Source organism: Modestobacter sp. VKM Ac-2986 (genome assembly GCF_026967795.1).
In the GTDB taxonomy this organism is placed as follows: domain Bacteria; phylum Actinomycetota; class Actinomycetes; order Mycobacteriales; family Geodermatophilaceae; genus Modestobacter.
Genome location: NZ_JAPVBH010000001.1, coordinates 571,412 through 592,788, shown reverse-complemented (window position 1 = coordinate 592,788; position 21,377 = coordinate 571,412). Strand labels below are relative to the sequence as shown.

The 21,377-nt window shown below is 73.4% G+C and carries 22 protein-coding genes; 8 read left to right on the top strand and 14 right to left on the bottom strand.

The annotated features are described in order from the left end of the window. Positions 1–7: 7 nt before the first annotated feature. Positions 8–1,294 carry an adenylosuccinate synthase gene (locus O2W14_RS02860; protein WP_269174582.1) on the bottom strand — a complete coding sequence of 429 codons (1,287 nt, stop codon included), beginning with the start codon at positions 1,292–1,294 and terminating at the stop codon, positions 8–10. A gap of 65 nt (positions 1,295–1,359) precedes the next feature. Here O2W14_RS02860 and O2W14_RS02855 point away from each other — a divergent pair, with 65 nt between their 5' ends. The 3 genes from O2W14_RS02855 to O2W14_RS02845 all read left to right on the top strand — a co-directional run bounded on the left by O2W14_RS02855 (position 1,360) and on the right by O2W14_RS02845 (position 4,013). Further along, positions 1,360–1,977: a hypothetical protein gene (locus O2W14_RS02855; RefSeq protein ID WP_269174581.1), complete on the top strand. Its 618-nt coding sequence runs from the start codon at positions 1,360–1,362 to the stop codon at positions 1,975–1,977. Positions 1,978–2,130: 153 nt separating this feature from the next. After that, the gene (locus O2W14_RS02850) at positions 2,131–3,192 is read left to right on the top strand and encodes an ABC transporter permease (protein ID WP_269174580.1); all 1,062 of its coding nucleotides are present in this window, start codon (positions 2,131–2,133) and stop codon (positions 3,190–3,192) included. Beyond that, positions 3,189–4,013 carry an ATP-binding cassette domain-containing protein gene (locus O2W14_RS02845; protein ID WP_269174579.1) on the top strand — a complete coding sequence of 275 codons (825 nt, stop codon included), beginning with the start codon at positions 3,189–3,191 and terminating at the stop codon, positions 4,011–4,013. The genes O2W14_RS02850 and O2W14_RS02845 overlap by 4 nt, the downstream gene beginning before the upstream one ends. 33 nt (positions 4,014–4,046) lie before the next feature. Here the strand turns inward: O2W14_RS02845 and O2W14_RS02840 are convergent, their stop codons facing one another. The 5 genes from O2W14_RS02840 to O2W14_RS02820 form a co-directional block, all read right to left on the bottom strand. Continuing rightward, complete coding sequence (locus O2W14_RS02840; protein ID WP_269174578.1) at positions 4,047–4,193, bottom strand: GPGG-motif small membrane protein; 147 nt, start codon at positions 4,191–4,193, stop codon at positions 4,047–4,049. 186 nt (positions 4,194–4,379) lie between these two features. Then, positions 4,380–4,781, bottom strand: coding sequence for a DUF3151 domain-containing protein (locus tag O2W14_RS02835; RefSeq protein ID WP_269174577.1), 402 nt, complete (start codon positions 4,779–4,781; stop codon positions 4,380–4,382). A 4-nt stretch (positions 4,782–4,785) separates the two neighbouring features. Beyond that, positions 4,786–5,814: a class II fructose-bisphosphate aldolase gene (gene fbaA / locus O2W14_RS02830; RefSeq protein WP_269174576.1), complete on the bottom strand. Its 1,029-nt coding sequence runs from the start codon at positions 5,812–5,814 to the stop codon at positions 4,786–4,788. Positions 5,815–5,952: 138 nt separating this feature from the next. Then, complete coding sequence (gene pyrE, locus O2W14_RS02825) at positions 5,953–6,555, bottom strand: orotate phosphoribosyltransferase (RefSeq protein WP_269174575.1); 603 nt, start codon at positions 6,553–6,555, stop codon at positions 5,953–5,955. A gap of 36 nt (positions 6,556–6,591) precedes the next feature. Then, entirely contained in the window at positions 6,592–7,215 is a 624-nt protein-coding gene (locus O2W14_RS02820; RefSeq protein ID WP_269174574.1) for a fasciclin domain-containing protein, read from the bottom strand. A gap of 153 nt (positions 7,216–7,368) precedes the next feature. On the opposite strand from O2W14_RS02820, the gene O2W14_RS02815 reads away from it, so the two are divergent. Next, on the top strand, positions 7,369–7,848 hold the full coding sequence (locus O2W14_RS02815; RefSeq protein ID WP_269174573.1) for a hypothetical protein: 480 nt from the start codon (positions 7,369–7,371) through the stop codon (positions 7,846–7,848). Positions 7,849–7,854: 6 nt separating this feature from the next. Here the strand turns inward: O2W14_RS02815 and O2W14_RS02810 are convergent, their stop codons facing one another. Both O2W14_RS02810 and O2W14_RS02805 read right to left on the bottom strand, forming a co-directional pair. After that, on the bottom strand, positions 7,855–8,628 hold the full coding sequence (locus O2W14_RS02810) for a hypothetical protein (protein ID WP_269174572.1): 774 nt from the start codon (positions 8,626–8,628) through the stop codon (positions 7,855–7,857). Between the two features lie 70 nt (positions 8,629–8,698). After that, positions 8,699–9,112, bottom strand: coding sequence for a hypothetical protein (locus O2W14_RS02805; RefSeq protein WP_269174571.1), 414 nt, complete (start codon positions 9,110–9,112; stop codon positions 8,699–8,701). Positions 9,113–9,624: 512 nt separating this feature from the next. On the opposite strand from O2W14_RS02805, the gene O2W14_RS02800 reads away from it, so the two are divergent. Then, positions 9,625–9,933, top strand: coding sequence for a DUF4190 domain-containing protein (locus tag O2W14_RS02800; RefSeq protein ID WP_331253571.1), 309 nt, complete (start codon positions 9,625–9,627; stop codon positions 9,931–9,933). Between the two features lie 67 nt (positions 9,934–10,000). Here the strand turns inward: O2W14_RS02800 and clpB are convergent, their stop codons facing one another. Further along, the gene (clpB, locus tag O2W14_RS02795; RefSeq protein ID WP_269174570.1) at positions 10,001–12,595 is read right to left on the bottom strand and encodes an ATP-dependent chaperone ClpB; all 2,595 of its coding nucleotides are present in this window, start codon (positions 12,593–12,595) and stop codon (positions 10,001–10,003) included. A gap of 198 nt (positions 12,596–12,793) precedes the next feature. On the opposite strand from clpB, the gene O2W14_RS02790 reads away from it, so the two are divergent. After that, complete coding sequence (locus O2W14_RS02790) at positions 12,794–13,255, top strand: MarR family winged helix-turn-helix transcriptional regulator (RefSeq protein WP_269174569.1); 462 nt, start codon at positions 12,794–12,796, stop codon at positions 13,253–13,255. Between the two features lie 84 nt (positions 13,256–13,339). On the opposite strand, the gene O2W14_RS02785 is transcribed toward O2W14_RS02790, so the two are convergent. Next, on the bottom strand, positions 13,340–14,647 hold the full coding sequence (locus O2W14_RS02785; protein WP_269174568.1) for an Nramp family divalent metal transporter: 1,308 nt from the start codon (positions 14,645–14,647) through the stop codon (positions 13,340–13,342). 227 nt (positions 14,648–14,874) lie between these two features. On the opposite strand from O2W14_RS02785, the gene O2W14_RS02780 reads away from it, so the two are divergent. Beyond that, positions 14,875–15,315 carry an OsmC family protein gene (locus O2W14_RS02780; protein WP_269174567.1) on the top strand — a complete coding sequence of 147 codons (441 nt, stop codon included), beginning with the start codon at positions 14,875–14,877 and terminating at the stop codon, positions 15,313–15,315. Positions 15,316–15,654: 339 nt separating this feature from the next. On the opposite strand, the gene O2W14_RS02775 is transcribed toward O2W14_RS02780, so the two are convergent. Together O2W14_RS02775 and O2W14_RS02770 are read right to left on the bottom strand one after the other, a co-directional pair. Next, positions 15,655–17,316, bottom strand: coding sequence for an MDR family MFS transporter (locus O2W14_RS02775; RefSeq protein ID WP_269174566.1), 1,662 nt, complete (start codon positions 17,314–17,316; stop codon positions 15,655–15,657). A 66-nt stretch (positions 17,317–17,382) separates the two neighbouring features. Then, a complete protein-coding gene (locus tag O2W14_RS02770; protein WP_269174565.1) occupies positions 17,383–17,856 on the bottom strand; it encodes a MarR family winged helix-turn-helix transcriptional regulator in 474 nt (157 codons plus the stop codon). A 205-nt stretch (positions 17,857–18,061) separates the two neighbouring features. On the opposite strand from O2W14_RS02770, the gene aceB reads away from it, so the two are divergent. Further along, positions 18,062–19,663 (top strand): malate synthase A, encoded by a 1,602-nt coding sequence (gene aceB, locus O2W14_RS02765; RefSeq protein ID WP_269174564.1) that lies wholly within the window; start codon positions 18,062–18,064, stop codon positions 19,661–19,663. Positions 19,664–19,719: 56 nt separating this feature from the next. On the opposite strand, the gene O2W14_RS02760 is transcribed toward aceB, so the two are convergent. Both O2W14_RS02760 and kduI read right to left on the bottom strand, forming a co-directional pair. Continuing rightward, the gene (locus O2W14_RS02760) at positions 19,720–20,517 is read right to left on the bottom strand and encodes an IclR family transcriptional regulator (protein WP_269174563.1); all 798 of its coding nucleotides are present in this window, start codon (positions 20,515–20,517) and stop codon (positions 19,720–19,722) included. Between the two features lie 20 nt (positions 20,518–20,537). Continuing rightward, on the bottom strand, positions 20,538–21,374 hold the full coding sequence (gene kduI, locus O2W14_RS02755) for a 5-dehydro-4-deoxy-D-glucuronate isomerase (protein WP_269174562.1): 837 nt from the start codon (positions 21,372–21,374) through the stop codon (positions 20,538–20,540). Positions 21,375–21,377 lie beyond the last annotated feature (3 nt).

Below are 21,377 nucleotides of genomic sequence, written 5' to 3'. Positions count from 1 at the left end.
CAGGAACTCAGATCAGGTCGTGCAGGACGACGTTCTCGTCGCGGCCGGGGCCGACGCCGATGACGCTGACCCGGGCACCGGAGAGCTCCTCGAGCCGGCGGACGTAGGCTTGGGCGTTGGCCGGCAGGTCCTCGAAGCGACGGCAGGCGGTGATGTCCTCGAACCAGCCGGGCATCTCCTCGTAGATCGGCTTCGCGTGGTGGAAGTCGGTCTGCGTCATCGGCATCTCGTCGTGCCGCACGCCGTCGACCTCGTAGGCCACGCAGATCGGCACGGTCTCCAGCCCGGAGAGGACGTCGAGCTTGGTGAGGAAGAAGTCGGTGATGCCGTTGACCCGGCTGGCGTAGCGGGCGACGACGGCGTCGAACCAGCCGCAGCGGCGGTCGCGGCCGGTGGTGACGCCGACCTCGCCGCCCTGCTTGCGCAGGTACTCGCCCCACTGGTCGTGCAGCTCGGTCGGGAAGGGGCCCGAGCCGACGCGGGTCGTGTAGGCCTTGAGGATGCCGACGACACGGGTGATCCGGGTCGGGCCGACGCCGGCGCCCACGGCCGCGCCACCGGCGGTCGGGTTGGACGACGTGACGAACGGATAGGTGCCGTGGTCGACGTCGAGCAGGGTGCCCTGGGAGCCCTCCAGCAGGATCCACTCCCCCGCGTCGAGGACCTTGCCCAGCAGCAGCCGGGTGTCGACGATGCGGTGCTTGAGCGCCTCGGCGTAGCCGGCGTACTCCTCGACGACCTCGTCGACGTCGATGGCCTTGCGGTTGTAGACCTTGACCAGGATCTGGTTCTTCTCCTGCAGCGTGCCCTCGAGCTTCTGCCGCAGGATCGACAGGTCCAGCAGGTCCTGCACGCGGATGCCGTTGCGGGCGACCTTGTCGCCGTAGGCGGGGCCGATGCCGCGCCCGGTGGTGCCGATCTTGCGCTTGCCGAGGAACCGCTCGGTGACCCGGTCCAGGGCCCGGTGGTGCGGCATGATCAGGTGCGCGTCGGAGGAGATCACCAGGCGCGAGGTGTCGACGCCGCGCTCCTCGAGCCCGGCCAGCTCGCCGATCAGCACCTCGGGGTCGATGACCACGCCGTTGCCGATGACCGGCGTGCAGCCCGGGGTGAGGATGCCGCTGGGGATCAGGTGCAGGGCGTACTTCTCGCCGTCCGGGGTGATCACGGTGTGCCCGGCGTTGTTGCCGCCCTGGTAGCGGACGACGTAGGGGATCCGACCGCCGAGCAGGTCGGTGGCCTTGCCCTTGCCCTCGTCGCCCCACTGGGCGCCGATCAGCACGACTGCGGGCATGGGGGGTCTCCTCGTCCACTAGCTGCACCGGGGGTCCCCGGTAGGCCAGGTGGCAGGGTATCCGCATGCCTGCGACGCACCTCGACCTGCGCGGCCTGGCGGCGTCCCAGCCGCCGTCCCGCCGGCACGTGGCCTCGGTGGTGGACGGCGCCGAGGAGGTGCACCTGTTGGGTCCGGTGCCGGGCCTGGCCGCCGTCCTCGCCCGGCTGTGGAAGACCGAGCGCCTGCCCGCCGTGCCGGTGAGCTGGGAGCCGGCCGACGACGCGGCCTCCACCGCGCTGGCCCGCTCGCTGGGCGTGGGCTCGGGTGGGGAGCGCGAGCTGCCGCTGGTCCGCGACGACCACGGTGGGGTGCTGCTGCACCGCGGCCGGGTCACCGCCCTCGGCGAGCCGCGGCGCACGCTGGGACGCCGGTTCGGCGCCCAGGCGTACTGCGACGACACCCGGGTCGCCGACGGCCTGGTCACCCGGCTCGACGTGCGCCCGGACTGGACGGCGGTCGACCGGCTCGCCGTCGCGGTCACCACGCTGCCGCTGCGCCGGGTGGGCCGTACCGGCGGCCGGGCGCTGCAGCTGGCCTGCGAGCCCGCCCAGGTGACCCGGGACGGCGTCCCCTTCGACCGGGAGGTCACCAAGTGGACCTGGTACGCCGACGACCGGGTGCGCTGGCGGCTGCGCGGGTGAGGTGGTGGGGACCCGTCCCCCACCACCGGTGAGCTCGCGGCAGGCCCCTGCGACGAAGCCGGTCGGCACGTGGAGACTGGACGCACCGCCCGAGCCCGAGGAGGTCGCGCTGCTGTCGTCCCGTCGCGCCCGTCACCGTCGCCGCAGGGCCCGGTGACCCCCGACCGGCTGTCCTACGCCGCCGCGGCCCCCGTGGTGCGCCGCTCCCCCGGGCGACGGCTGCTGGACCGGCTGCTGGCCCGCCCCAGCATCGGCGCGCTCGTGGGCGTCGGCCTCGTCCTGCTGATCTTCGCGCCGCAGGCGCCCGGGCTGCTGAGCACCGGCGGCCTGGCCACGGTGCTCGACGTCGCCGCACCGCTGGGCATCGGCGGGGTGGCGGTGGCGCTGCTGCTGGTCGCCGGCCAGTTCGACCTCTCGATCGGCGTCGTGGCCGTCTCCAGCAGCCTGCTCACCGCACTGCTGGTCACCCAGCTGGGCCTGGGCACCTGGCCGGCGCTGGTGGTCTCGCTGGTCGCGGCGCTCGGGGTCGGTGCGGTCAACGGACTGCTCGTGGTGTTCACCGAGCTGCCCAGCTTCCTGGTCACCCTGGCGACGTTCCTGGTGCTGCAGGGGGGCTCGCTCGCGGTCGCCTCGGCGGTGGCCGGCTCCTCGCGGGTGACGGGTCTGGCGGACGCCCCGGGCTGGGACTCCGCGCTGGCCGTCTTCGGCGCCACCGCCCAGCTGGGCGAGGGCCGGTTCCGGATCTCCCTGGTCTGGTGGGTGCTGGCCACCGCGCTGACCAGCTGGCTGCTGTGGCGCACCCGCTTCGGCAGCTCGGTGTTCGCCACCGGCGGCGCCGGGCGGGCGGCCCGCGAGCTCGGCGTCCCGGTGTGGCGCACCACCGTGCTGCTGTTCCTGGGCACGGCCTCCGCCGGCTGGCTGATCGGCACGCTCGGACTGGTCCGGCTGGGCGGGGTGCAGGTCGACCCCGCGCTGGGCGCGGAGATCGAGTTCATCGTCGTGGCGGTGATCGGCGGGTGCCTGCTCACCGGCGGCTACGGCTCGACCGTCGGTGCGGCGCTCGGCGCGCTGCTCTACGGCATCGCCCGCGAGGGCATCAACCTGGCCGGCTGGGACCCGCGCTGGTTCCAGTCGTTCCTCGGCTTCCTGCTGCTGGTGGCGCTGCTGCTCAACGGCGTGGTGCGCCGCCGCCTGGGCCGGGTGCCGCTGTCGTGAGCACCGCGGCCGGTACGACGGCGGACGGCGGGACGGCGGCGCCGGTGCTGGAGCTGCGCGGGGCCACCGCCCGCTTCGGCAGCGTGGCCGCGCTGTCGTCGGTGGACCTCGCGCTGCGCGGCGGGGAGGTCACCTGCCTGCTCGGGGAGAACGGCTCGGGCAAGTCGACGCTGGTCGGCGTCCTGTCCGGGATGCAGCGGCTGACCGAGGGCGAACTGCTGCTCGACGGCCGCCCGGCGCGGTTCCGCTCACCGCGGCAGGCGCGGGCCGCCGGCATCGCCACGGTCTGGCAGGACCTCGCGATCGCGCCGCTGATGTCGGTGTGGCGCAACTTCTTCCTCGGCGCGGAGCCCACCCGCGGGCCGTGGCCGCTGCGCAGGCTGGACGTGGCCCGCGCGCAGGAGGTGACCAGGTCCGCGATGGCCGGCGTCGGCGTGGTGGGCCTGGACCCCGACCAGCCGGCCAGCGCGCTGCAGGCCGGTGAACGACAGAGCCTGGCGATCGCCCGGGCGCTGCACTTCGGTGCCCGCGTGCTGGTGCTCGACGAGCCCACCGCGCCGATGACGGTGGCGCAGCGGGCCCTGGTGCTGCAGTCGGTCGTGGCCGCCCGCGAGGCCGGGCTGGCCGTGGTGTTCGTGACGCACAGCCCCCAGTACGCCCACCTGGTGGGCGACCGGTTCGTGCTGCTGGGCGGCGGCCGGGTGGCCGGCGACCTGACGGCGGAGGACGTCGACGTGCACGACCTCACCCGACTGGTCGCCGGCGGCGACGAGCTGTCCCGGCTGACCGACGCGCTGCGCACGGCCCGCCCGGACCACTGAGCGGCCCCTCACCCCGTCGGGAGGGACCGGTGGTCAGTTGGTGAAGACGCTGACCCCACCCGGACCCACCAGCAGGCCGACGACGATGAGGACGATGCCCCACAGGACCTGCTTGCGGACGATGGCGAAGATGCCGGACACCACGAGGATGACGGCGAGGATCCACAGGATCGTGGCCATGGGAGAACCCCTCTGCTCGGGGCGACGCCCCACTGGCGTCGACCGGCGGCTGACGCTAGCCCTTGATCAACAACTGCGCATCTGGACGATCGCGAGCCGTTGACCTGCGCAAGGACCGCCGGGCCCGCCGTCCGACGTGCGGACGGCGGGCCCGGTGGGGTCAGGTGGCCCGGGACGGGGTGGCGGTCAGGCGGCCAGCGAGGGGTCGCAGTCGGCGAGCAGCTGGAGGCAGCGGGCCTCCTCGTCGACCTCGCCGATCACCCCGGCGGCCTTGGCCAGCACGGTGACGCAACGCAGGAAGCCACGGTTGGGCTCGTGCGACCACGGCACCGGGCCGAAGCCCTTCCAGCCGTTGCGGCGCAGGGCGTCCAGGCCGCGGTGGTAGCCGGTGCGGGCGTAGGCGTAGGCCTCGATCGTGCGCCCCGCCTCCAGCGCGGCCTCGGCCAGCGCCGCCCAGGCGGCGCTGGAGGTCGGGTGGGCGGCAGCCACCTCGGCCGGGTCGGTGCCGGAGGCCAGGGCGGCGGTACCGGGGTCGACGGGGAGCAGGGTGGCCGGGGGCTCACCGAGCAGGTTGTGGCTGTGGGTCATGGGGTCAGCCTGCCTGGGACTGTCCAGCGGACAGCAGGTCCTCGCAGACCTGCACCACCCGGTCGGCCATCGCGCCCTCGGCCGCCTTCATGTACGTGCGCGGGTCGTAGACCTTCTTGACGCCCACCTCGCCGTCGACCTTGAGCACGCCGTCGTAGTTGCTGAACATGTGCCCGGCGATGGACCGGGTCAGCGCGTACTGGGTGTCGGTGTCGACGTTCATCTTGACCACGCCGTAGGTGATGGCCTCGCGGATGTCGGACAGGTCCGAGCCCGAGCCACCGTGGAAGACCAGGTTGAACGGCTTCTCCGCCGTCCCGAACTGCTGGGCGACGACCTCCTGGCCGCGCTTGAGCACGTCGGGCCGGAGCTTGACGTTGCCCGGCTTGTAGACCCCGTGCACGTTGCCGAAGGTGGCGGCCAGCAGGTAGACGCCCTTGTCACCGAAGCCGAGGGCCTCGGCGGTGCGGACGAAGTCGCCGTCGGCGGTGTACAGCTTCTCGTTGATCTCGTGGGCGACGCCGTCCTCCTCGCCGCCGACGACGCCGATCTCCAGCTCGAGCACGATCTTGGCCTTGGCGGCCTCGGCGAGCAGCTCCTGGGCGATCTCGAGGTTCTCGGTCAGCTCGATGGCCGAGCCATCCCACATGTGCGACTGGAACAGCGGCTCCTGGCCGGCGGCGACGCGGTCCTGGGAGATCGCGATCAGCGGCCGGACGTAGGTGTCCAGCTTGTCCTTGGGGCAGTGGTCGGTGTGCAGGGCCACCTGGACCGGGTAGCGCTCGGCGACGACGTGGGCGAACTCGGCCAGCGCGACCGCACCGGTGACCATGTCCTTGACCCGGGTGCCCGAGCCGAACTCGGCGCCACCGGTCGAGAACTGGATGATCCCGTCACTGCCGGCGTCGGCGAAGCCGCGCAGGGCGGCGTTGATCGTCTCGGAGGACGTGCAGTTGATCGCCGGGTAGGCGAACCCGCCCTCCTTCGCCCGGGTGATCATGTCGGCGTAGACCTCGGGGGTCGCGATGGGCATGCGGTGCACTCCTGACGTCGGGACCAGCGGTGGTGCTCGGCTCCGGGCAGCATCCCACCCGGGTGGTCTGCACGCGCCCCGTCCGGGCGCTGTGCGGGGAACGGTCCAGGGGCCCGGACCTGGCGCGGGCCCCGGGGACTAGGCGAGGTCCAGGTCGGCGAGGTCGAAGGCGGCCCGGTACTCCAGGCCGGCGGCCTCGACCGCGGCGCGGGCGCCCCGGTCGACGATGACGGCGACCGCGACCACCTCGGCGCCGGCCTCCTGCAGCGCCTCGACCGCGGTCAGCGGGCTGCTGCCGGTGGTGGACACGTCCTCGACCACCAGCACGGTGCGGCCGGCGACGTCCGGGCCCTCGACCCGGCGCTGCATGCCGTGCGCCTTGGTCTGCTTGCGCACCACGCACGCGTCGAGGAAGCCCTGGCCGTCGGCGGCGGCGTGCAGCATCGAGGCGGCCACCGGGTCGGCACCCAGAGTCAGCCCGCCGACCACGTCGTAGCGCAGGTCGCCGGTGAGCTGGCGCATCACCCGGCCGACCAGCGGGGCCGCCTCGTGGTGCAGCGTCACCCGGCGCAGGTCGATGTACCAGTCGGCCTGCTGGCCGGAGGACAGCGTGACCTCCCCGTGCACCACGGCCAGCTCGACGATGAGCTCGAGCAGCCGGTCGCGGTCGGGGTGGGTGGCCCCGTTCCAGGGGCCCGCCCCGAGGGACGAGGGGTGGGGGGGAAGGGGGTCCTTATCCATGGACCGACCCTACTGAGCGCTCCCGGGGGCCGCGGCTCAGGCGGCGGGGGCCAGGACCTGGTCGATGACGTGGACCGTGGCGTTGGCGGTGGGCACGTCGCCGCACACCAGCGCGGCCGGCGCGGACCCGGCCAGGGTCTGCCCGGCGGCGACGGTCGGGGCGTCGGGCGGGCCGGCGATGGTCACCGTGTCGCCGTTGAGCGTGCGGTGCTCACCCGGCAGCTGGTCGGCGGTGAGCCGCCCGGCGATCACGTGGTGGGTCAGCACGGTGGTCAGCCGCGGCACGTCGGCCAGCAGCGCGGGCAGCGCGTCGGCACCCAGCGCGTCGAAGGCGGCGTCGGAGGGCGCCAGCACGGTGACGTCCTGCCGGCTGTTGACCACGTCGACCAGGTTGGCGGTCAGCACGGCCGCGGTGAGCGTGCTCAGCTGCGGGTTGGTGCCCACCGCACCCGCGACCGGCGTCGCCGCCAGCTCGCCGGGGCTGCCGGGGCCGGCGGCCGGGAACATCGCGCACCCCGGCCCACGGGGCGTGGTGGCGCCGACCGCCGTCGACGGCCCGGCGGTGCTGTTGACCGCGGCGGCCCCGCCCGCGTCGTCGGCGGAGCCGGTGCACGCGGCCAGCAGGACGAGGACGGCGGCCACGCCCGCGGCGCGGGACACGACGGTGGATCGGGGCGGCCGGGACGCCTGCACGGTGCGCTCCTGCTCGTGGGACGGACGACGGCGGGGCCGGCGGCCGGGCGCCGGCCCCGCAGCATCGCACCCGGCGCGGCAGCCACCCGCGCCGTGCCCCCGGCGTGCCACCCTGGGCCGGTGAGCGCCACGCCGTCGTCGTCCCGTCCGGCCGACCCCGTGCCGGAGGGGTCCGGCATGCCCGCCTCGGTCAAGGTCTCCGTCGGCGTGCTCGGCCTGGTCGGGGTGCTGCTGCTGCTCAACGCGCTGTTCACCGCGCTCGCGTTCGACACCGTCGTCGACCGCCTCGCCGCCGCGCAGCCGGGCTCCCCGCGGCCGGAGCTCGTGCAGGCCGTGCAGGTGACCCTCGCGCAGGGCTTCGTCTTCGGCGGGCTCGGCACACTCGCCGCCTGGGGGCTCGCGCGGCGTCGCGGGTGGGCCCGGTTGACCGGGCTGGCCGTCGGGATCGGCCTCGGCGTGGTCACCCTGGTCGGGGCCCTGGTCGCCGGGCTCGCCCCCACCTCCCTGCTGGTCCTGGTGCTGTGCGTCGCCGCGGTCACCAGCCTGGTCGCGCCGACCACGGCCGCGTGGGCCCCGCGGGGCCCACGCACCGCGGCCTGAGCCGGCTCACCAGCGGGCCCGGCGCTGCCCCTCCGCCCGGTACCAGGCGTTGGACGGCGTGAGCGCCAGCAGCACGACCCCCGCGGCCTGCAGCAGCAGACCGAGCACGGTGAGGGCGCCGCCGCCGGGGACGCCCGTCGTTGTCCCGCCGACGGCCAGACCGACGACCCCGAACAGCAGGCTCAGCCCGGCGAGCACCCAGACGGTGATGCGCGCCCAGTTGCGACCGGTCCAGGCGAACCACAGCACCACGAGGTAGCCGGCGAGGAACAGCAGGCCGATCACCGCACCGATGAGGGCGCCGGTCTCCGCGAGCTCCCGGACCGACTCGGAGTCCACGCCCTGCTGGGCCGAGGCCTGGTCGACGACCTCGTCCCAGTTGGCGAACGTCAGCAGCGACGAGAGCAGTCCGACCAGCACGTTCAGCACGAAGGCCGCGATGCCCGCCTTGACCGTGGTCGGTCGGGGCGTCGGCGGCAACTGGCCCTGCTGCTGCCCGGGGGCCGCCGGGTAGCCCCAGCCCTGCTGGCCGTACGGGGGCTGCTGGCCGTACGGCGGCTGCTGGCCGTAGGCGGGCTGACCCTGCTGGCCATACGGGGGCTGCTGGCCGTACGAGGGCTGGCCGTACCCGGGCTGCTGGCCGTACTGACCCTGCCCGTACGGGGGCTGCTGGCCGTACGAGGGCTGTCCGTACGGCGACTGTCCCGGGGGCGGCTGCTGACCGGAGGGCGGCTGCTGACCGGACCCGCCCTGCTGCGGGTCCTGCGGTGCTGACGTCATGGGAGCTCCTCGGGGGCCTGCGCGGGCGGACGCCGACGATCATGGGGCATCCGCACCGCCCCCGGCGAGCTCATCCGACCGGCTCGGCCGCGCGCCGCACCACCGGCCGGGCCACCCACTCACGGCTGTCGCGGTGCATCAGCGCCCAGACCAGGACGGCGTCGAGCAGGCCACCGACCACCCCGAGGACGCCCACGTCGGCGCCGAGCAGCCACCCACCGAGGCCGACCACGGCCCCCGCGCCGGACAGCACGACCAGCGCGGCCCAGGCGCGCCGGCCGTGCCGGTCGAAGGCGGTCAGCAGCGCGTGCCAGCCGGCGGCGAGTGCGGCGTACAGCAGGGCCGGCACGAGCGGGAGGGGCGACCAGCTCGCCCAGGCGACGAGCGCCGCCCCGACCGCGCCCCAGAGGAACAGTGCCGTCGTCACCCGCCCGATCACGACCACCCACCGGGCCGCCTGGACGTGCACCTGACCCCCGACCATCGCCGGACTCCTCCCCGTCCGGCGCCCGGTGCGCCGCGACCGGAAGACCGTACGAGCTGCGCGGCAGCCCACGACGGCGCCGTCCACAGGCTGTGGACGGCGGATCGCGCCGGGCGGCGCACCGGGCAGGATGTCCGCGGAGGTGACCGCACCGTGACCTCGATCGGGTGCGCGGCGGTGGAGTTCCCGCGCGCGCAGGCCCTACGCTCCGCCCCGTGACGACGCCCCCAGGTCAGCAGCCGGAGTACCCCCGCCCCGACGACCAGCCGTCGAGCCCGAACGCCGGCTCCTCGAGCTAAGGCCAGCCCGCGGGCTCCGGTCAGCCGTGGGACGCCAAGCCCCCGCAGGACTACACGCAGCAGTTCCCCGCGCAGGGCAACCCGCAGCAGAACTACGGGCAGCAGCCCTACGGGCAGCAGGGCTACGGGCAGCAGGCCTACGGCCAGCAGGGGTACGGCAACGCCCCCGCCGGCTACGGCCAGGGCGCCCCGGCGAAGCAGAACGGCTTCGGCATCGCGGCCCTGGTGCTGGGCATCCTGTCCATCCCGGCGGCGTTCTTCACCTTCCCGGGCACGATCCTGGGCCTGCTGGCGATCATCTTCGGCATCCTCGGCCTGCGCCGGGTCAAGGCCCGCCGCGCCGACAACAAGGGCATGGCGATCGCCGGCCTGGTCACCGGCATCATCGGCTTCGTCCTCGGGACGATCCTGCTGATCGCCGCGATCGCCTTCGTCTCGACGGCCCAGGACTGCATCACCGAGTTCAACTCGACGGGCGACCAGGCACAGTACGAGCAGTGCCTGCAGGACAGCGTCAACTGACCCGACCTGCACCGAGGGCCCGTCGACCGCAGCTGCGGTCGGCGGGCCCTCGTCGTGCCGGGCGGGGTCAGCCGCGGGTCACGCTGAGCCCGGCATCGCCGGCGGTGACGTCGGCCGGCCAGTCGACCAGCACCCGGTCACCGTCCCGGATCTCGCCGGACAGCAGGGCGCGGGCCAGCTGGTCGCCAATCGAGGACTGCACCAGCCGGCGCAGCGGCCGGGCGCCGTAGACCGGGTCGAGGCCGTTGAGCGCGAGCCACTCCCGGGCCGCGTCGCTGACCTCCAGGGTGAGCCGGCGCGAGGCCAGCCGCCGGGCGAGCACGCCGACCTGGATGTCGACGATGCCGGCCAGCTCGTCGGTGCCCAGCGCGCGGAAGGTGACCACGTCGTCCAGTCGGTTGAGGAACTCGGGCTTGAAGTGCGCGCGGACGACGTCCTGCACGGCCTGCCGCTTGGCCTCCTCGGGGATCGACTGGTCGGCGATGACCTGCGAGCCGAGGTTGGACGTGAGCACCAGGATCGTGCTGCGGAAGTCGACCGTGCGGCCCTGCCCGTCGGTGAGCCGGCCGTCGTCGAGCACCTGCAGGAGCACGTCGAACACGTCCGGGTGCGCCTTCTCCACCTCGTCGAGCAGCACCACCGTGTACGGACGGCGCCGCACGGCCTCGGTGAGCTGCCCGCCGGCCTCGTAGCCGACGTAGCCGGGCGGGGCCCCGACCAGCCGCGCCACCGAGTGCTTCTCGGAGTACTCGCTCATGTCGATGCGCACCATGGCGCGCTCGTCGTCGAAGAGGAACTCCGCCAGCGCCTTGGCCAGCTCGGTCTTCCCCACGCCGGTGGGTCCGAGGAAGAGGAACGACCCGGTGGGCCGGTCGGGGTCGGCCACCCCGGAACGCGCCCGGCGGACGGCGTCGGCCACCGCGCGGACGGCGTCGGGCTGCCCGACGACCCGCCTGGCGAGCTCGTCCTCCATCCGCAGCAGCTTCTGCGTCTCGCCCTCCAGCAGCCGGCCCGCCGGGATCCCGGTCCAGGCCTGGACGACCTCGGCGATGTCGTCGGCGTGGACCTCCTCCTTGAGCATGGAGTCGCCGGCCGCCACCGAGGCCTCGGCCGCCTGCAGCTCCTTCTCCAGCTGCGGCATCCGGCCGTAGCGGAGCTCGGCGACCCGGGCCAGGTCGCCGTCCCGCTCGGCGCGCTCGGCGTCGGTGCGGGCGGCCTCCAGCTCCTCCTTGGTGCGCTGGATGCGGTCGATGGCCGTCTTGTCCTGCTGCCAGCGCGCGGTCAGCTCACCGAGGGCCTCGCGGCGGTCGGCCAGCTCCTCGCGCAGGGTGGCCAGCCGGGCCAGGGACGCGGGGTCGTCCTCCTTGCCCAGCGCCATCTCCTCGATCTCCAGCCGGCGCACGACCCGCTCGACCTCGTCGACCTCGACCGGCCGGCTGTCGATCTCCATCCGCAGCCGGCTGGCGGCCTCGTCGACCAGGTCGATCGCCTTGTCGGGCAGGAAGCGCGCGGTCACGTAGCGGTCGGACAGCGTGGCGGCCGCGACGATGGCGCCGTCGGTGATCCGGACGCCGTGGTGGACCTCGTAGCGCTCCTTGAGCCCGCGCAGGATGCCGATCGTGTCCTCGACCGTGGGCTCGCCGACGAAGACCTGCTGGAAGCGGCGCTCCAGGGCCGGGTCCTTCTCGATGTGCTGACGGAACTCGTCGAGGGTCGTGGCCCCGACCATCCGCAGCTCACCGCGCGCCAGCATCGGCTTGATCATGTTGCCGGCGTCCATCGCGGAGTCGCCGCTCGCGCCGGCGCCGACGATGGTGTGCAGCTCGTCGATGAAGGTGACGATCTGGCCGGCGGCGTCGGTGATCTCCTGCAGGACGGCCTTGAGCCGCTCCTCGAACTCGCCGCGGAACTTGGCCCCGGCGACCATCGCGCCCAGGTCCAGCGCCATCAGCCGCTTGCCCTTGAGGCTCTCCGGGACGTCGCCGGCCACCATCCGCTGGGCCAGGCCCTCGACGATCGCGGTCTTGCCGACGCCGGGCTCGCCGATCAGCACCGGGTTGTTCTTCGTGCGCCGGGAGAGGACCTGCACGACCCGGCGGATCTCGGTGTCCCGGCCGATGACCGGGTCCATCCGGCCCTCGCGGGCGCGCTCGGTGAGGTCGACGGCGTACTTCTCCAGCGCCTGGTAGGTGTTCTCCGGGTCGGCGGTGGTGACCTTGCGGTTGCCGCGCACCGAGCGGAAGGCGGCGACCAGGGCCTCGCGGGTCGCGCCGACGCCGGTCAGCACCGCGCCGGCCTCGCCGTCGGTGGAGGCCAGGCCCACCAGCAGGTGCTCGGTGGAGACGTACTCGTCGCCCAGGGCGCCGGCCTGCTCCCCCGCCGCGTTGACCGCCCGGAGGAACTCACGGGACGGCGACGGCGCGGCCAGGTTGGAGCCGGAGACGCTGGGCATCCGGCGCAGCGCGGCGTCGGCCTTGGCGCGGACGTCGGCCGGGTCGGCGCCGGTCGCCTGCAGCAGCGGCCCGGCGATGCCGTCGGACTGCTCGAGGAGGGCGATCAGCAGGTGCAGGGGCTCGAGCGCGGGCTGCCCGCGGTCGACCGCCAGTCGCTGGGCGGCGGCGACGGCCTCCTGCGCGCGGGTCGTGAGCTTGTTCTGCGCCATGGTCGGTGCGGGTGTCCTTCCTGCGGTACGGGGCGTTCCGGTGGTCCAACGGCGCAGGAGTTGAGCGTGTTCCGCTCAACCCGAGGTCGTCGGACCACGGTCCGGGAGGACCCTCGACTCCAGACTGTGGCGCACCACTGGTCACGGATCACAACGACACGACGTCCTCTTCTTCGGTCGCGCCCTACTCTGGTGCACATGACGGACACCCCGTCGCCGAGCGTGGCTCTCGACGACCAGCTCTGCTTTGCCCTCTACGCCGCCTCGCGGGCGGTCACCGCCCGCTACCGGCCGATGCTGGACCAGCTCGGGATCACCTATCCCCAGTACCTGGTCCTCATGCTGCTGTGGGAGGAGGACGGGCAGACGGTCGGCCAGCTGGGCAGCCGCCTGGCGCTGGACTCCGGCACGCTCTCCCCCCTGCTCAAGCGGCTCACCGCCGCGGGTCTGGTGACCCGGCACCGCCGGACCGACGACGAGCGCTCGGTCTCCGTGCGGCTCACCGACGCCGGCCGCGCGCTGCACGAGCCGGCCTTCGCGGTCAACGCGGCCATGATCGACGCCCTCGACCTCGACGAGGAGCAGTTCGCCGAGCTGCGCGACCAGCTCCGCATCGTCACCGAGCGCGTCACCCAGCCCAAGGCCGACGTCCGCGCCTGAGCGCAGCGCACCTCCCGCCGACCCCCTGCCCCGTCCGGACCTCGGACCGGGCAGGGGGTCGGCGCAGCTGTCGGCGACCGCTCGCTACCCGCCGAGGACCGGACGCAGGGCGCTCACGAGCTGGTTGACGCCCAGCACGATGAAGATCAGCGCGATGACCCCCAGGGCGATGTTGCTGCCCAGCTTGTTCGCGTGCTCTGCCGGGATCCGCCTGCCGTTGAGCAGCCCGAGCAGGGTGATCGCCAGGAACGGCATGAAGAGCGATCCCAGCACCCCGTAGGCCAGGATGAGCCCGATGGGCTGGCCCAGCGCGAAGAGGACCATCGGCGGGAACGTCAGCCAGAGCACGTAGAACTTGAAGTACCTGCCCCCCACCCGCGTGTCCGGGTGGCCGGACTCCTTCCCGCGCATGTTGCCCCAGAAGTCGGCGAACATGAGGGAGACGCCGTTCCAGACGCCGATGATCGACGAGAACGACGCTGCCCAGAAGCCGACCAGGAAGCCGACCCCGACCACGTCCCCGTACTCGTCGCGCAGGACGGTCGACAGGTCGAGCAGCCCCTCGTCGCCGGCGCTCAGGCTCACCCCCGCGGCCCGGACCACCTCGGCACCGACGATGAGCATGGCGACCACGAAGACCCCGGTCATGACGTACGCCATGCGGTTGTCGATCCGCATGACCTTCATCCACTTGGGCGTGTACCAGCCCTTCTCCCGGAGCCAGTAGCCGTAGGCCGCCAGGGTGATGGTGCCGCCCACGCCCCCCGCGAGCGCCAGCGTGTAGAGGATGCCGCCCCCGGGGACCCGGGGGACCAGGCCGGCGAGCACGTCCGGGATGCCGGGAGCGGCGATGACCGCCAGACCGACGACCGTGACGAACATGATCCCGACGAGCGCCGCGGTGATCTTCTCGAAGGTCTCGTACCGGCCGAACCACACCATCACGAACCCGAGCAGCCCCATGGCGATCGCCCAGGCCCACAGGGGGAGGACGGGGAACAGTGCGGCCAGGGGCAGCGCGGCGGAGGACATCGCCGTGGCCCCGTAGACGAAGCCCCAGATCATCACGTAGGGGGCGAAGTACCAGGTGGTCCAGCGGCCGAGGGAGCGCCAGCCCTCGAAGATGGTGTACCCGGTGGCCAGGGTGAACCGTCCGGCGCCCTCCACCAGGACGATCTTCAGGACGACGCCCAGGACGACGGCCCAGAGCAGCCCGTAGCCGTAGCGCGAGCCGGCCACCAGGGTGGCGACCATGTCGGCGGCACCCACACCCGTGGCTGCCACCACGAGGCCGGGCCCGACGAGCTTCCACCTGGCGGGACGCCCGCCGTCGTCGTCCACCCGGTCGGCGTGGTCCTGCTTGGCTGCCGGCCTGTCGCGCCCGTCGGACATGCGCCCCTCCTCGTCGAGAACGCCCTGCGCCGGCACCCGCGCCGCGAGGGCACGAGCGACCGGCGACCACGCGCGGGGACCCACACCCCAGGACCGGGATGCTGCCACAGCGCCCGGAGCGCGGTGGCGGGAACAGCGCCGCTGCGCAACGGTTGTGCACGACGAGGACGGTGACCGACCGCGGCGCACCTGCGCGCCGTGGGGTCACCACGAGACCAGGAGGCCCGATGCCCACCCGCACCGCACGCACCGCATGGAACGGCTCTCTCCAGGAGGGCTCCGGCCAGGTCGAGCTGTCCAGCTCCAAGGTCGGCACCTACGACGTCAGCTTCCCCAAGCGCGCCGCTGACGAGGCCGGGGGCACCACCAGCCCCGAGGAGCTCATCGCCGCGGCCCACTCGGCCTGCTTCGCGATGCAGCTGTCCGCCGTCATCGGCGAGGCCGGCGGCACCGTGGAGAGCCTCGAGGTCTCCGCCGACGTCTCCCTCGGCCCGGACAAGGACAACGGCGGCTTCCGGCTGACCGGCATCAAGATCACCGTCCGCGGCGAGGTCGACGGCCTGGACGCCGACGGCTTCGACAAGGCAGCCCAGGCCGCCAAGGTCGGCTGCCCGGTGAGCAAGGCCCTGACCGGCGTCGACATCACCCTGGACGCCGCACTCGCCTGACGCGCCACCCCGGCCGCCTCGTCACCTGACGGGGGCCCCGGACACCACGAAGGCCCGCCTCCCCACCGGGGAGACGGGCCTTCGTCGTGCAACCCCCACCGGAGTGGGTGAGGGCCAGGCCCCCTCGCAGGGTCCCGCCGCGAGCTTGCGAGTGGTGGGGGGTGAGGGTGAGGCCCCCTCGCAGGGTCCCGCCGCGAGCTTGCGAGTGGTGGGGGGTGAGGGTGAGGCCCCCTCGCAGGGTCCCGCCGCGAGCTTGCGAGTGGTGGGGGGTGAGGGTCAGGCCCCCTCGCAGGGTCCCGCCGCGAGCTTGCGAGTGGTGGGGGGCGAGGGGGTCCTTCGTCAGGCGCGGGACCGCGCGGCCGCGCCGGCCAACTCGGCGTCGACGGCTGCGGTGCTGCCCTCGGCGTCGTCCTGCATGCGCTCGTCCCCGGACTCCGTGCGCAGCGCGACCTCCCGGATGAAGGCGATGGCCACGATGGAGATCAGCGACAGGACGGCGGCGACGGCGAAGATCCGGCCGGTGGCGTCGCCGTAGGACGCCCGGATCAGCTCCTGCAGCGGGGCAGGGGCGTCGGCCAGGCTGGCCAGCCCGATGTCCTGGGAGCCCGCCGAGGCAGCGGCGCCCGGCACGTCGGCCAGACCGCCCTGGATCAGGGTGCTGACCCGGGCGCTGAGCACGGCACCGAGCACCGAGACGCCGATCGTGCCGCCGAGGCTGCGGAAGAAGGCCACCGCGGAGCTGGCCGCACCGAGGTCGCGGGCGGCGACGGTGTTCTGCACCGCCAGCACCAGGTTCTGGTTGGTCAGGCCGATCCCGATGCCCAGGACGGCGAGGAAGACGCCGAGCAGCAGCATGTCGGTGGTGTGGTCGATGGTCCCCAGCAGCCCGAAGCCGAGGGCGACCAGCACCGACCCGACGACGAGGAACGCCTTCCACCGGCCGTGGCGGGAGATCAGGATGCCGGAGATGGTCGAGGAGGCCACCAGCCCGCCGATCATCGGCAGGGTCAGCAGCCCGGCCGCGGTCGGCGAGTAGCCGCGGGAGATCTGCAGGTACTGGCCGAGGAAGACGGTGGACCCGAAGAGCGCCACACCGATGACCGTGCTGGCCACGATCGCCAGCGTCGTCGTCCGGTCGCGGAAGAGCCGGAGCGGGACGATCGGCTCCGCCGCCCGCAGCTCGGTGACGACGAAGGCCACGATGGCCAGCACCCCGCCGGCGAGGAACAGCACGGTCTCCAGCGAGGCCCAGGCGAACTGGTGCCCGGCCATGCTGACCCAGATCAGCAGGGCCGAGACGCCGGCGGTGAGGAAGCCCGCACCCAGGTAGTCGATGGAGACCGAGCGCTTGACCACCGGCAGGTGCAGGGTGCGCTGCAGCAGCACGAGCGCGACGACGGCGAAGGGCACGCCGACGTAGAAGCACCAGCGCCAGCCCAGCCACGACGTGTCGACCAGCAGCCCGCCGATCAGCGGGCCGGCGACGGTGCCGATGGCGAAGACGCCACCGAGCAGCCCGGAGTACCGGCCCCGCTCACGCGGGCTGATCATCGCGGCCATCGCGATCTGCACCAGCGCGGTCAGGCCACCCAGGCCCAGCCCCTGCAGCGCACGCCAGCCGATGAGGGTGGGCACCGACTGGGAGAGCCCGGCCAGCATCGACCCGACGATGAAGACGACGATCGAGATCTGCAGCAGCAGCTTCTTGCTGTACAGGTCGGCGAGCTTCCCCCAGATCGGGGTGGAGGCGGTGGAGGCCAGCAGGGTCGCCGTGACCACCCAGGTGTACTGCGACTGGCTGCCCCGCAGGTCGGTGATGATCGTCGGCAGCGCGTTCGACACGACCGTCGAGGACAGGATGGCGACGAACATCGCCAGCAACATCCCCGACAGTGCGCTGAGGATCTGCTTGTGGGTCATCCGGCCCTGCTGCTGCGCCGGCGCCTCGACCGCGGGTGCGACGGGGCCGGCGGCGGGCCGGACGGGTGCGGGGCTGCTCATCTGCGTCTCTCCTGAGGGGTGGTCCTGGTGGTGCGGGTCGGCGGCCCGCCGGGGCGGGCGCCGGGGTCAGTCGGCCGGGCGGGAGGGCGACCGGCGGGCGGCGCGGTCGAGGCCGTCGGCCAGCCGACCGAGCTGCTCGGTGAACCGGCGGGCCTCCTCCTCGGTCCAGTCGTCGAGGGCCTCGAGGGTCCAGTGGCTGCGGACGTCGCGGGTGTGGGCCAGCGCAGCGGCCCCGGCGGCGCTGAGGCTGATCAGGCTGGCCCGCCCGTCGACCGGGTCGGGACGTCGCTCGAGGTAGCCGGCGCGCTCCAGGGCGGCTACCTGCCGGCTGGCCACCGACACGTCGATGCGCGCGGCCGAGGCCAGGGCGCTGCACCGCTGCGGCCCGTCCTGCTCCAGCGGCACCAGCAGTGCCCAGCCGTAGGAGGGCAGGTCGCCATAGAGGTCGGTGGCGACCCGGTGACCGAGCTGCTTGGCCGTGCGGACCAGCCGGACGAGGCCGGCGCCGAGCTGCTCGGAGGTGTCCTGGGTCAGGTGCACGACGACGTCCTCCGCTCGGTCGGTACCGGCTCCGTCGACCGGTACATGTAGACAGCAACCATCTTGACCCTGGTCGTTGTTCCATGCAACAAGCGGTCGGGTGAGTGGTGCCTCAGCGCGGCGGCCGTCGCCCCGGGCGGGCCGACCCGCTACGTTCCGCAGCACAGCTGCCGGCGCCGGCCGGCGACAGACACCGGGGAGCGCCATGAGCACGGTCGACGGCGTGGAGGTCACCGGCCCGATGGGGCCGCGGTTCGACGAGGTGCTCACCCCGCGGGCGCTGGGCCTGGTCGCCCTGCTGCACCGCGAGCTCGAGGGCCGCCGTCAGGAGCGGCTGCGCGCCCGGCGGGACCGGGTGGCGGCGCTGGCCGCCGGCGGCACGCTGGACTTCCTGCCCGAGACCGCCGCCATCCGCGCCGACGACTCCTGGCGGGTCGCGCCCCCGGCGCCCGGGCTGGTCGACCGCCGCGTGGAGATGACCGGCCCGACCGACCGCAAGATGACGGTCAACGCGCTCAACTCCGGCGCCCGGTGCTGGCTGGCCGACCAGGAGGACGCCAACTCACCGCTGTGGGAGAACGTCGTCAACGGCCCGCTGAACCTGATGGACGCCATCGACCGCACCATCGACTTCACCTCACCGGCCGGCAAGCGGTACGAGCTGAAGCCCGACGACGAGCTGCCCACGATCATCGTGCGCCCCCGCGGCTGGCACCTGCCGGAGAAGCACCTGACCGTGGACGGCGAGCCGACCTCCGGCAGCCTGGTGGACTTCGCGCTCTACCTCGCCGCCTGCGGGCAGAAGCAGGTCGACCGCGGGCAGGGCCCGTACTTCTACCTGCCGAAGATGGAGAGCCACCTCGAGGCGCGGCTGTGGAACGACGCGTTCGTCCTCGCCCAGGACCACCTCGGCATCCCGCGCGGCACGATCCGGGCCACCTGCCTGATCGAGACCTACCCGGCGGCGTTCGAGATGGAGGAGATCCTCTACGAGCTGCGCGAGCACTCCGCCGGGCTCAACGCCGGCCGCTGGGACTACCTGTTCAGCGTCATCAAGACCTTCCGCACCCGGGGCGCGGACTTCACGCTGCCCGACCGCAACTCCATCTCGATGACGGTGCCGTTCATGCGGGCCTACACCGAGCTGCTGGTGCGCACCTGCCACAAGCGGGGCGCGCACGCGATGGGCGGCATGTCGGCGTTCATCCCCAGCAAGGACCCGGCCCGCAACGAGTTCGCCTACGGCAAGATCACCGAGGACAAGACGCGCGAGGCCGAGGACGGCTTCGACGGCTCGTGGGTCGCCCACCCCGGCATGGTCGCCACCGCGATGGCCGTCTTCGACCGGGTGCTCGGCGACCGGCCGAACCAGCTCGACCGGCTCCGCGAGGACGTCGCGGTGACCGCCGCACAGCTGCTGGACGTGCGCTCGACGCCGGGCCAGGCCACCGAGGCGGGGCTGCGGGCCAACGTGAGCGTCGGCATCCAGTACGTGGAGTCGTGGCTGCGCGGGGCCGGCGCCGCGGGCATCAACGGCCTGATGGAGGACGCCGCCACCGCCGAGATCAGCCGCAGCCAGGTCTGGCAGTGGCTGCACAACGACGTCACGCTGGCCGACGGGCAGCAGGTCACCACCGAGCTGGTGCAGCGGGTGGTCGAGGAGGAGATGGCCGCCATCGCCGCCGCCCGGGGCGACACGTTCGCCGCCGGCCGCTGGGACGAGGCGCGGGAGCTGTTCAGCCGGCTCGCGCTGGCCGACGAGTACTCCGACTTCCTGACCGTGCCCGCCTACGAGCGGATGCCCTGACACCGGGCCGCGCGCGGAGGGGACGACGACCCCGCGGCGGACCCACTCCGGTCACCTCACCGGCGGCGGTGCCCCAGCAGCCGCGAGATGTCGGCGGCGGCAGCAGCGGCCTGCGGGGCGAGCGCCTCGATGGACAGTCCCGGGTGCTCGAGGGCGATCGAGGAGATCGACAGCCCGTGCGTGGCCCGGCCCGTGCTGTCGTGGATCGCCGCCGCCACGCACACGGTGCCGTCCTCGTTCTCCCCCAGGTCGAGAGCGAAGCCGCGCGCCCGCACGACGTCGAGCACGCGGCGGAGCGAGTCGACGTCTCGGACCGTCGTAGCCGTGCGCGACGGGAGCCCGGTGCGCTCGGCGTAGTCGGCGACCTCCTCGTCGGTCCAGGTGGCCATGACGGCCTTCCCCATCCCGGTCGAGTGCATGGGGATCGCGAGCCCGATGCGCGAGCGCATGCGGTAGGGCTTCGAGGAGTCGGTGCGGATGACGTAGACCATCTCGTCGCCGGCCCGGACCCCGACGTGCACCGTGCAGTCCACCTCGGCGACGAGCCGGTCGACCACGGGCTGGGCGACCTGGGTGATGTCGGTCTCGGTGAGCACCCGGCCGGCCAGCGACATGAACCGCGGGCCGGCCCGGTACCCGTGCTCGGCGTCCCCGGAGAGGAAGCCCTCCTCCACCAGGGTCGCGACGAGACGGTGCACCGTGGACTTGGCGAGGCCGGTGTGGTCGACGATGTCGGTGAAGCGCTCCTGCAGCAGCGCCGCCTCGAGCACCTGGAGCAGCTTGTGCGAGGCGTTCGAGGGCAGGTCCCGCCGATCGGTCAGCAGCTCCATCGTCGCCTCTCCGCGTGCGCTCATCTGTCGTACCCGCCCGCTCGTCAGGTCAGCTCGGTGATCGGCACGCTGTCCATGTCGTCGAACGACTGGTTCTCGCCGGCCATCGCCCAGACGAAAGCGTAGGCCTGCGACCCGACGCCCGAGTGGATCGACCAGCTCGGCGACATGACCACCTGCTCGGCGGCCACGAGCAGGTGGCGGGACTCGCTCGGCTCGCCCATCAGGTGCAGCACGCGCGCGTCCTCGGGCACGTCGAAGTACAGGTAGAACTCGGTACGGCGCTCGTGCGTGTGCGCGGGCATCGTGTTCCACATGTTGCCCGGGTGCAGGCGGGTGACGCCCATGACGATCTGGCAGCTGCGGATGCCGTCCTCGTGGACGACCTGGCGCAGCGACCGGCGGTTGGAGGTCGACTGGTCACCGAGCTCGCGCACCGTGCCCTCGCCGGGGCGGCCCAGCCGGGACGGGTGCTCGGTGTGCGCCGGCGCCGAGAAGCCGTAGTACTTCGCCGGGTCCCCGGCGGAGTCGGAGGCGAAGACGACGTCCCGCGTGCCGCGGCCGAGGTACAGCACCGCCTCGCGCTCCATCGGGTACGTCTCACCGCCGGCCCGGATGCTGCCGGGCCCGCCCACGTTGACGATGCCGATCTCGCGGTGCTCGAGGAAGTGCTCGGAGCGGATCTCCGGGACGGGGGTCAGCTCGATGTCGCCGTCGGTGGGCACGACCCCGACGGCGACCACGCGGTCGTAGTGCGTGGGGACGGTGACCTGACGGCCGGCGACCAGCAGGTCCTCGATCAGGAACCGGTCGCGCAGGTCCTGTTGCGAGAACCCGGGGACCTGGTCGGCGGCAACGGGGCCGCGCATGGTGGAAGGCACTGC